The following is a 9,965-nucleotide window of genomic DNA, read 5'->3' as shown; positions in this document are numbered from 1 at the left end:
TCAGGAATCGCGGTGGGCGCGGCGAAGGCACGGTGGATCACGGTGACCGTACGGCCGGCGCCGTGCCAGGTCATCACGTGAACCCCGGCACCGCGAGCACCGGAGCACCGCGAGCACGCCGGGCGCGGCGAAAATGCGATAACTCCGATGACCGTGATGAACCCGATGAACCTGATGGACCTGATGGACCTGATGAAGTCGATGAATGTGATGACTCTGATGAACTGAGCGTCATGACGTGATGAACACGATGAAATGGTGCCTGCCGGCGCGCGGCGGCCACGCGATGAACGCGATGAACCGGTTGGAAGCACCAAAACGCCGCACCCCCGGAAAAGGGGATGCGGCGTGGACGTCCGCGCGGCCCGCGTCGCGGGCGACAGCGTGAACTACTTGGCGGCCTGCAGGGCGGCGGCGCGCTTGGCGATCGCCGACTTGCGGTTGGCGGCCTGGTTCTTGTGGATGACGCCCTTGCTGACGGCCTTGTCCAGCTGACGGCTCGCGGTCTGCAGCGCGGCCAGGGTCTCCTCGACGTTGCCCTGGTCGGCGGCCTCGCGGAACTTGCGGACCGCCGTCTTCAGGGACGACTTGACAGCCTTGTTACGCAGCCGGGCCTTCTCGTTCTGCCGGTTGCGCTTGATCTGGGACTTGATGTTCGCCACGAAGAAAGCCTCGGTGTGAGTCTTGGTCGGATGGGGCGCGCGGGCTCGAGAGAGGGCGCGCCACACGCAGTTGAACAGGGTACCAACAGCCTGGTATGTCGCTCAAATCGAACGAACGGGTGGTCACCTGCCCCGGCAATCCTAACCCGGACCGGCCCCGTCAGGTGTGCGGCCGGACCCAGGATTCCTCGTATTCCCGCCAGTCTTCGTCCGTGGCCGTGAAATCGACGTACATCGCCAGCCCCACCTTCGCCTTGCGGCCGTGTTCCGTGAGGGCCAGGCGGGCGCCCTCGGCCGCCGTCGCGACGCTCTCGGCGTGGTCGCCGGCGTGGTCGTGGTAGGCGGGGGCGCCGATGAGGAGGGTCTTGTCCTCGGGCACGATGCCGAGTGCGATCTCCGCCTGCCGCGTGACATGGCCGCCGTAGAGCGAAGGGAGGAACGTCCACGAGTCGTACGTCATGATGGCGACCTGGTCGGTGAGTCCGGTCACCTGGCGGAAGTAGCCCTGGCTCCAGTACTTCTCGTGCCCGATGGCCAGCCGGGCCGGCGGCCCCAGGCCCGCCAGCGGCTCGATCTGCTGGGTGGCGACCGACAGAGGACGCGTCCCGATGGCTTCGCGGGTCTCCCGCAGCACGTCGAGGAAGGCCGGATCCCCGTCCCTGACCGGCTCGAAGTCGTAATGGATGCCGTCGAAGCCGAGATCGACGAGGGCCTTGGCGCCGGCGACGATGCGCGTCCTGGCCTCGGGATCGCTCAGATCCAGGCGACCCGGATCGACGCGCTGCCCCAGCCATGCGGAGACTCGGACCCCGGGCAGCCGTTTCTTCCACCATTTCAAGAAATTTCGGGCGTTGGGGTATTTGTCAGGGGCAAGGGTGCCGTTGTGAGAGAACGGGCCACTGTGGACGTACACGTCCTTGACGGAGCCCAGCCGTACGGCGAGGGCGTCGACGTCGGCGGCGGTGCGGCGGCCGTCCACCCACGCGTGTCCCATCCAGAGAGCGTCGTTCCCCGTGCTCCTGGCCCACGCGGCCGGAGAGCCGGTGAACTGCAGGCGCAACGCCGCTATGGCGATCAGCCCGAGGGCGACCAGTACGGCCAGGACGATCGCGGTCCACCTGATCAACCGCTTGGTGATGGTCAAGGCAAGCATCCGGACATGCCACCATGGAGGTTGGCTGGTTCGCCAGCCGTTGACGAGAGAGAAGGCCGAGTCGGCGACGGCACGGCCCGATCCGTCGATCGCAGTCACAAACCCTGTTGAAACGGACCTCGGTGCGCACTCAGCCTGGCCAGACCGACCCCGCGTTGATCCGCAACTTCTGCATCATCGCGCACATCGACCATGGCAAGTCAACCCTCGCCGACCGGATGCTGCAGCTAACCGGTGTGGTCGACGAGCGCTCCATGCGCGCGCAGTACCTCGACCGCATGGACATCGAGCGGGAGCGCGGCATCACGATCAAGTCGCAGGCCGTGCGGCTCCCGTGGAACGGTCATGTGCTCAACATGATCGACACGCCCGGCCACGTGGACTTCTCCTACGAGGTGTCCCGCTCGCTGGAGGCGTGCGAGGGCGCGATCCTGCTCGTCGACGCGGCCCAGGGCATCGAGGCCCAGACGCTGGCCAACCTCTACCTGGCCATGAGCGCCGACCTGCATATCATCCCGGTCCTCAACAAGATCGACCTGCCCGCCGCCCAGCCGGACAAGTACGCCGAGGAGCTGGCCGGGCTCATCGGCTGCGACCCTTCCGACGTGCTGCGGGTGTCCGGCAAGACCGGAGTCGGCGTCACCGAGCTGCTCGACCACGTGGTCGAGACCATCCCCGCGCCCGTCGGCAACGCCGACGCGCCGGCCCGCGCGTTGATCTTCGACTCGGTCTACGACACCTACCGCGGCGTCGTCACGTACGTCCGGGTCGTGGACGGGCAGCTGTCCAAGCGCGAGCGGCTGCTGATGATGTCCACCGGCGCCCAGCACGAGCTCCTGGAGATCGGCGTCATCTCGCCCGAGCCCATGCCGTCCGCGGGGCTCGGCGTCGGCGAGGTGGGCTACCTCATCACCGGTGTGAAGGACGTCCGACAGTCCCGGGTCGGTGACACCGTCACCAGCGCGACCAAGCCCGCCGTGGAGGCGCTCGGCGGCTACGAGCACCCCAAGCCCATGGTCTACTCCGGGCTCTATCCGATCGACGGCGACGACTACCCCGAGCTGCGCGAGGCCCTCGACAAGCTGCGGCTCAACGACGCCGCGCTGGTCTACGAGCCCGAGACCTCGGCCGCGCTCGGTTTCGGCTTCCGCTGCGGCTTCCTCGGCCTGCTCCACATGGAGATCGTCAGGGAGCGGCTCGAGCGTGAGTTCAACCTCTCGCTCATTTCCACCGCGCCGAACGTGATCTACCGGGTGGTGATGGAGGACGGGCGCGAGCTGATCGTCACCAACCCGTCCGAGTTCCCTGAAGGCAAGATCGCCGAGATCCACGAGCCCGTGGTCAAGGCCACGCTGCTCGCTCCCGCCGAGTTCATCGGCGCGATCATGGAGCTGTGCCAGGGACGGCGCGGCAACCTCCAGGGCATGGACTACCTGTCCGAGGACCGCGTCGAGATCCGCTACACGCTGCCGCTCGGCGAGATCATCTTCGACTTCTTCGACCAGCTCAAGTCGAAGACCCGCGGCTACGCCTCCCTCGACTACGAACCGTCGGGCGAACAGTCCGCCGACCTCGTCAAGGTCGACATCCTGCTGCAGGGCGAGGCCGTCGACGCATTCAGCGCCATCGTCCACCGCGAGAAGGCGTACGCGTACGGCGTCGAGATGGCCAAGAAGCTCAAGGACCTCATCCCGAGGCAGCAGTTCGAGGTGCCCATCCAGGCCGCCATCGGCGCCCGCGTCATCGCCCGCGAGAACATCCGCGCCATCCGCAAGGACGTCCTCGCCAAGTGCTACGGCGGCGACATCAGCCGTAAGCGCAAGCTGCTGGAGAAGCAGAAGGAAGGCAAGAAGCGGATGAAGATGGTCGGTCGCGTCGAGGTCCCCCAGGAAGCGTTCGTGGCGGCCCTCTCCACGGAGACGCCGTCGGCGGACAAGGCCAAGAAGTAGGCGCGAAGCGGATGCGGCGCGATCCGAGCCGCCGGGTCGCCGACTGAGGAGCGTGCATGGACGTCCTGGTCACCGAGCGTCTGGAGCTGCGCCGGCCGGTGATCGGCGACCTCGCCGACGTGTACGCCGTGCACGCCGACCCGGAGACCAGCCGGTACAACCCGTCCGGCCCGGACGCCGACGAGCAGGCGAGCCGGCTCCGGCTGCAGGGCTGGATCGCCGACTGGCGGGAGCGCGGCATCGGCTACTGGACCGTGCGCGCCGGGGGAGTGGTCCTCGGCTTCGGCGGGCTCCGCTTCCACGAGGTGGAGGGCGACGTGGTGCTCAACCTCTACTACCGGTTCCGGCCCGCCGCCTGGGGGCGCGGTTATGCCCGGGAGATGGCCGCGGCGGCCCTGGCCGCAGGTCGGGAACGATTCCCCGACCTGCCGATCGTCGCGGTCGTCCGGGACATCAACATCCCCTCGCGCAAGGTGGCCGAGGGCATCGGCATGCGGTTCGACCGCACGATCCCCTATGTCGGCGTGGACAGCCACGTCTTCGTGCTCGACCCCGGCGTACGGCCGGCTCCCAACGGCGCGAACCGCTGACCCGCCGGGAATTGTCGGTCGCCTCGCGTACCTTCTGAGTCGAACGCCTGTGCGATTCGGAGGTCGAAAATGATCGCAGATGCTCACGCCGCCGAGCGGTTCCTGCGCGCCGCGATGCTTGGCGTGGCGATGGCCGTGGAGACGCAGCGGATCCTTCGGCTCCATACTGGCGACTCCCCACCCGACGCGGACGGCACCGTCGGGGTCGAGATCCCGTTCCCGGAGTCGACCGTGATCGCCGCCGTGCTCGACGCCGCCGCCACCTGCTTCCAGCCGCGAGGTGACACGGGGGAGGATCCACGGCAGGCCGTCCTCATCCCGCTGCTTGAGCTGGCCTCGCTCGCGGGTCCCGCCATCCCGCCCCAGTCGGTCCGGGGCGGGTGACGGTCCGCGGATGCGCGCCCGCGGGCTCCCGTACGGAGATCAGCGGATGGCGCGGCAGACCAGAGCGTCGGACGAGCCACGGAAGGCGGCCGAGATCACGTCCGAGGTGAGGTACTTGCAGGCCAGGTACGGGTCTCCCTGGCCGGCGTAGACGAGCGCGGAGGAGGTGGAGCCGGAGGCGTAACACCTGAGGACGTTGTCGCTCTGGTAGAAGCCGATCCACGCCGACGAGCTGACCTTGGCGTGGCAGTAGTCGCCGATGGACAGCGGGCCGAACGTCAGGTCGACCGTCTGGGCCTGGGCGGGCGAGCTAACGGTGAAAACGGCGGCGAAGGACAGGAGCACGCCGGCGGTCAGGGTGAGCGAGCGGCGGAGCATGGCACCTCCACGGGAGCGGGGAACGGGGCACTGAGTCGCGCCACCGGACCGGGTACGGCAGCGCCGGATGGGGATGTGGCGGGGATCGGAATCGGGCGGTGCCGGGTCGGAATGGGCGGATGTCGCGGGGACCGGTGCGAACCCAGGCGCACCGATCCCCGCAGCAGGTGGGTGGTCAGCGCAGCACGGAATAGAGCGCCGAGGTGAGGGACGCCTTGGCGTCGTCCTGATCGAGTGACCACATCATCGAGCCGCCGAGACCCTTGAGGCGGATGTAGGCCGCCTTCTGCACGAGAACCGCCGGGTCGTCGTACGACCAGAACTCGTTGCCGTCATAGAGCCACAGGGTGCCGGTCAGCAGGTCCCGGTATCGCTTGCCCGGCTTGCCCGCAAGGATCTTGTAGTCCTCGGTGCCCGCGGCGAAGGTTCCCGGAGCGGGGCCGGTCGCCGCCGCGTACAGCCCGTTACCGCTGGACCGCACACCCGTCCAGCCCTGCCCGTACGCCGGGACGCCGATGACGATCTTGTTCTTGGGGGCGCCGCGCGACACGTAGTCCTTCACGGTCTGGTCCACGCTGAAGCGCACCGGGTTCGGGTCCCGCCGGTCGGTCAGCAGGTTGCCGTTGTGTCCGGTCCGGAGCTCCCAGGATCCGTGCAGGTCATAGCCCTGGACGGTGGCGAAGTCGAGCTGGCGGAAGACCGGGCCCACCTCGAAGCCGGCGTCGATCTTGGCCGCCGCGGCCGGGAGGAAGGCCGTGAGCTCGGAGTGCCGGTCTACGGCCGTCATCTGCCGCCGCAGCTCGCTCAGGAACAGCGTGAAGTTCTGCTTGTCCTCCGGCCGGATGATGTTCCCGTCGTTGCCGGAGGAGCCGGGCCACTCCCAGTCGAGGTCGATGCCGTCGAAGATCCCGGCCCCGGTGCCTTCGGGGAGACCGGGCAGGTTGCCCTTCAACCACAGGTCCACGCAGGACGCGGCGAGCGTGGCGCGCGATTGCGGTGTGAGTACGGCGTCGGAGAAGTACTTCGAACCGGACCATCCGCCCAGCGAGATCAGCACCTTCAGGTTCGGGTGCTTGGCCTTCAGCTTCCTGAGCTGGTTGAGGTTGCCCTTGAGCGCCTGGTCGTCGCCGTCCGCGACCCCGTCCACGCTCTGCTCGGCGGGAACGCCCCGCTGCCAGTCGGCCCACGGATCCGCCGAGTAGCACGTGCCCTCGGCGCCGACGAAGCCGAACGCGTAGTTGATGTGGGTGAGCTTGGCGGCGGCGCCGCTGGTGTCCAGGTCCTTCACATGGAAGTTCCGGCCGTAGACGCCCCACTGGATGAAGTAGCCAACCCGCTTGTAGCGGTCGTTGCCGCCGGACCGGCCCCGTGCCGCCTCTTCCTGGGTCCCGGCGGCGGTCCCGGCGGCGGTCCCAGTGGCCGCGGCGGCTTCGGGTGCCGCGGCTTGTACCGGTTCGTCCTGTGCCGATCGGGCCTGCGCTGTCTGTGCCAGCGCGGGCGTGGACGCGGCCGCGGCCGCGAGTCCCGTGGCCAATGCCACGGCGAGGAGGAGTCGACGCACGTTGTCCCCTACTCTTAGGAAACTTTCCTTAAAGTTTGCTGGATCGTAGCCCCGGGGAACGCGGCGGTCAATGGTGGAAGAGGGCCCGGATGGAAGGCCCTGGCCGGCCCCGGATCCCGGTCTGGGTCCGGTTCGTTGCCCACGTCGTAGCCGGGGGGAGCTCATGACGCTGGTCAGGTCGTCGGCGTTGGCCTGCGGATCGATGTCCCAGGCGATTGCCCGGCCGTTCGCCTTGGCGGTGTGCGGCGCCAAGGACGGCGTGAGCATCGCCTCGCCCACGCCGCCCTTCCGGGTTGGCGATGGTGATCAGGTGGCCGTCCGTACGGCGTGCATCGCCGTGCCCCCGCTCCGCGGTCGATGAGAGCGGGACGGCAAGGGCATCGGCCGGATACCGGCAGACTGGAGACGTGCCTTCCGTTCTTCCCGACGGCGACCCGGTTCCCGCCTCCGGCGAGCTGCCTTCCAGCGCTCTCGACGGGCTCGGGTCCCGCCCGTTCGGCTTCTACGTGCACGTACCGTTCTGCGTCACCCGGTGCGGCTACTGCGACTTCAACACCTACACCGCGGCCGAGCTCGGCCCCGGCGCCTCGCAGCGGGACTACGCCTCCACCGCCATCGAGGAGGTACGGCTCGCCCGGCGCGTCCTCGGCGACGCCGAACTGCCCGTGGAGACCGTGTTCTTCGGCGGGGGCACACCGACCCTGCTCCCGCCGGACGACCTGGTCCGGATCCTCCACGCCATCGACGAGGAGTTCGGCCTGGCCGCCGGGGCGGAGGTCAGCACGGAGGCCAACCCGGAATCGGTCACCCAGGAGACCCTGGAAGTCCTGCGGGACGGCGGGTTCACCCGGATGAGCTTCGGCATGCAGAGCGCCCGCGAGCACGTCCTCGCCGTGCTGGACCGCCGCCACACCCCTGGCCGGGCGGCGGCAGCCGTGCAGGAGGCGAGGAAGGCGGGGTTCGACCACGTCAACCTCGACCTGATCTACTCCACCCCTGGCGAGACCGACGACGACTGGCGGGCGTCGCTCGACGCCGCGCTGGCCGCGGGTCCCGACCACATCTCGGCGTACTCGCTGATCGTCGAGGAGGGCACCCGGTTGGCCGCCAGGATCCGGCGTGGCGAGCTGCCCATGCCGGACGACGACGTGGCCGCCGACCGCTATCTCATCGCCGAGGAGATGCTCACCTCCGCCGGGTTCCGCTGGTATGAAGTCTCCAACTGGGCGGTCTCCGACGAGGCCCGCTGCCGCCACAACCTGCTCTACTGGACCGGCGGTGACTGGTGGGGCGTCGGGCCGGGCGCGCACAGCCATGTGGGCGGCACCCGGTGGTGGAACGTCAAGCATCCGGCGTCGTACGCGGCTCGTCTCGCGGTGGGCGAGTCGCCGGGGTACGCGCGCGAGGAGCTGGCGGCGGATGACAGGGCCGTCGAGCGGCTGATGCTGGAGCTCCGCCTCGCCTCCGGGTTCCCGCTCGCCGACCTGCGGCCGTCGGCCCGTACGGCGTGCGCCAGGGCGCTGGCCGACGGCCTGCTCGACGTGGAACCGTTCAAGCGCGGCCGCGCCGTGCTGACGCTGCGGGGCCGGCTCCTCGCGGACGCCCTGATCCGCGACCTGACCTGATCAGGTGATGAGCCGGATCGTCATCGGATAGCGGTAGCTCTCGCCCCGGTTGGCGGCCATCGAGCCCATGATCCCCATCACCAGCGTGTAGAGCCAGATGACCGGGAGGAGCAGGAACCCGATGACTCCCACGAGGACGAACGACAGGATGAACGACAACACGGTCACCGTGACGAAGGCGATCGTGCCGGTGATCCAGAAGTTCAGCGCCTCGGCCGCCTGGTCCCGGACGTACGGCGACTGGTCCTTCTTCGTCATGTAGATCACCAGTGAGCCGACGGAACCCAGCGGCCAGGCGATGAGGTTCCCCAGGCCGGCCAGGTGGGCCAGCATCGCCATGTTGGTGTCGTCGGTGCCGGGACGCGGGCCGTACTGCCCGGGCACGTGCGGCCCGGCCGGGCCGTGAACGGGCGCGCCGTATCCCGGGGCCCCGTATCCCGGTGCGCCGTAACCGGGAGTCCCGTAGCCCGGCGTGCCGTAACCGGGAGTCCCATAGTCCTGGTTTCCGTAGCCCTGGTTTCCGTAATCGGGGGCGCCGTAGCCCGGACCCCCGTGACCGGGCCCGCCGTATCCCGGAGCGCCCTGACCGGGCCCGCCGTATCCCGGAGCGCCCTGACCGGGAGCTCCGTGTCCCGGAGTGCTCTCGCCTCCGTACGGCTCCCGTGGATCGCCAGTCATGCGGCCTTCCTTCGCTGTGTAGAGGGATTGGAGTTCGCTTTGCCTTGCTGCCGCGAGGGAGACGCGGCGGATTCGTCCTTTCCCGGCACCGGGCCGGGCTTCGTCACCCGTCCTCGCCGGGATCCGTGACGAAGTCGATCAGCTCTTCGACCCGGCCGAGCAGCTCGGGTTCCAAGTCGGTGAAGGCCGTCACACGGCCGAGGATGTGCCGCCATGCCTCCGAGGGGTCCATCCGCCAGCCGAGCGCGGCGATCACACCCTCTTTCCACGGGATCCCCCGCGGCACGGAGGGCCAGGACGGTATGCCGAGGACCGACGGCTTGACCGCCTGCCAGATGTCCACGTACGGATGGCCCACGATCAGCACGTCCGCCCCGGACACCTGGGAGGCGATGCGGCTCTCCTTGGACCCGGGAACGAGATGGTCCACCAGCACGCCGAGCCGCCTGCCCGGTTCCGGGGAGAACTCCTCGACGATCGCGGGCAGGTCGTCGACCCCTTCGAGGAACTCGACGACGACGCCCTCGACCCGGAGGTCGTGCCCCCAGATCTTCTCCACCAGGGAGGCGTCGTGGACGCCTTCCACGTAGATCCGGCTCTCCCTGGCGACCCGCGCGCGCAGTCCCTCGACGGCGATCGACCCGGAGGCGCTGCGCCGCTGTCCGCGCGGCGCCTCGGACGGGCGGACCAGCGTCACCGGCTTGCCCTCCAGGAGGAACGCGGCCGGGGCGAGCGGGAAGACGCGCCGCCGCCCGAACCGGTCCTCCAGGGTGACGGCCTCCTTGTCGCACGCCACCACCGCGCCGCAGAAGCGCCCTTCCGCGTCCTCGACCACGAGATCCCGCTCCGCGGGCACCTGGGGGATCTTCCCCCGTCCGGGCCGCCGCCAGTCTCCGGAAAGCACGTCCTGCCCATACATGCCGGGAACGCTAGCAAAATCGGGCATCCGCGCGGGGAAGTCCGCCGGAGGCTGTGGACAGACGCC

The 9,965-nt window shown here is 69.2% G+C and carries 10 protein-coding genes; 4 read left to right on the top strand and 6 right to left on the bottom strand.

Annotated features, from left to right (window positions below; translation table 11 throughout):
- Positions 1-389: 389 nt before the first annotated feature.
- A complete protein-coding gene (gene rpsT, locus AB0I59_RS11915; RefSeq protein WP_061257571.1) occupies positions 390-662 on the bottom strand; it encodes a 30S ribosomal protein S20 in 273 nt (90 codons plus the stop codon).
- Between the two features lie 160 nt (positions 663-822).
- Positions 823-1,815, bottom strand: coding sequence for a glycoside hydrolase family 18 protein (locus AB0I59_RS11910; RefSeq protein ID WP_358132246.1), 993 nt, complete (start codon positions 1,813-1,815; stop codon positions 823-825).
- Positions 1,816-1,937: 122 nt separating this feature from the next.
- On the opposite strand from AB0I59_RS11910, the gene lepA reads away from it, so the two are divergent.
- From lepA to AB0I59_RS11895, 3 genes are all read left to right on the top strand, one after another.
- Positions 1,938-3,764 (top strand): translation elongation factor 4, encoded by a 1,827-nt coding sequence (gene lepA, locus AB0I59_RS11905; RefSeq protein ID WP_061257569.1) that lies wholly within the window; start codon positions 1,938-1,940, stop codon positions 3,762-3,764.
- A gap of 56 nt (positions 3,765-3,820) precedes the next feature.
- On the top strand, positions 3,821-4,354 hold the full coding sequence (locus AB0I59_RS11900; RefSeq protein ID WP_061257568.1) for a GNAT family N-acetyltransferase: 534 nt from the start codon (positions 3,821-3,823) through the stop codon (positions 4,352-4,354).
- A 69-nt stretch (positions 4,355-4,423) separates the two neighbouring features.
- Positions 4,424-4,738 (top strand): hypothetical protein, encoded by a 315-nt coding sequence (locus tag AB0I59_RS11895; RefSeq protein WP_061257567.1) that lies wholly within the window; start codon positions 4,424-4,426, stop codon positions 4,736-4,738.
- Between the two features lie 39 nt (positions 4,739-4,777).
- Here AB0I59_RS11895 and AB0I59_RS11890 read toward each other — a convergent pair whose 3' ends face one another.
- Together AB0I59_RS11890 and AB0I59_RS11885 are read right to left on the bottom strand one after the other, a co-directional pair.
- Positions 4,778-5,116, bottom strand: coding sequence for a hypothetical protein (locus tag AB0I59_RS11890; protein ID WP_061257566.1), 339 nt, complete (start codon positions 5,114-5,116; stop codon positions 4,778-4,780).
- A gap of 175 nt (positions 5,117-5,291) precedes the next feature.
- The gene (locus tag AB0I59_RS11885) at positions 5,292-6,677 is read right to left on the bottom strand and encodes a glycoside hydrolase family 18 protein (protein WP_358132243.1); all 1,386 of its coding nucleotides are present in this window, start codon (positions 6,675-6,677) and stop codon (positions 5,292-5,294) included.
- A gap of 407 nt (positions 6,678-7,084) precedes the next feature.
- Between AB0I59_RS11885 and hemW the strand changes: the two genes are divergently transcribed.
- Positions 7,085-8,302 (top strand): radical SAM family heme chaperone HemW, encoded by a 1,218-nt coding sequence (gene hemW, locus AB0I59_RS11880; protein ID WP_358132241.1) that lies wholly within the window; start codon positions 7,085-7,087, stop codon positions 8,300-8,302.
- Here hemW and AB0I59_RS11875 read toward each other — a convergent pair whose 3' ends face one another.
- Positions 8,303-8,980 (bottom strand): DUF4870 domain-containing protein, encoded by a 678-nt coding sequence (locus AB0I59_RS11875; RefSeq protein WP_358132239.1) that lies wholly within the window; start codon positions 8,978-8,980, stop codon positions 8,303-8,305. It abuts the gene before it with no gap.
- Between the two features lie 103 nt (positions 8,981-9,083).
- Positions 9,084-9,899, bottom strand: a complete 816-nt coding sequence (locus tag AB0I59_RS11870) for a DUF3097 domain-containing protein (RefSeq protein ID WP_358132237.1) — start codon at positions 9,897-9,899, stop codon at positions 9,084-9,086.
- Between the last annotated feature and the right edge of the window lie 66 nt (positions 9,900-9,965).

The organism is Microtetraspora glauca, from assembly GCF_040656155.1.
GTDB lineage: Bacteria > Actinomycetota > Actinomycetes > Streptosporangiales > Streptosporangiaceae > Microtetraspora > Microtetraspora glauca.
This window is presented reverse-complemented; position numbering and strand designations above follow the sequence as displayed.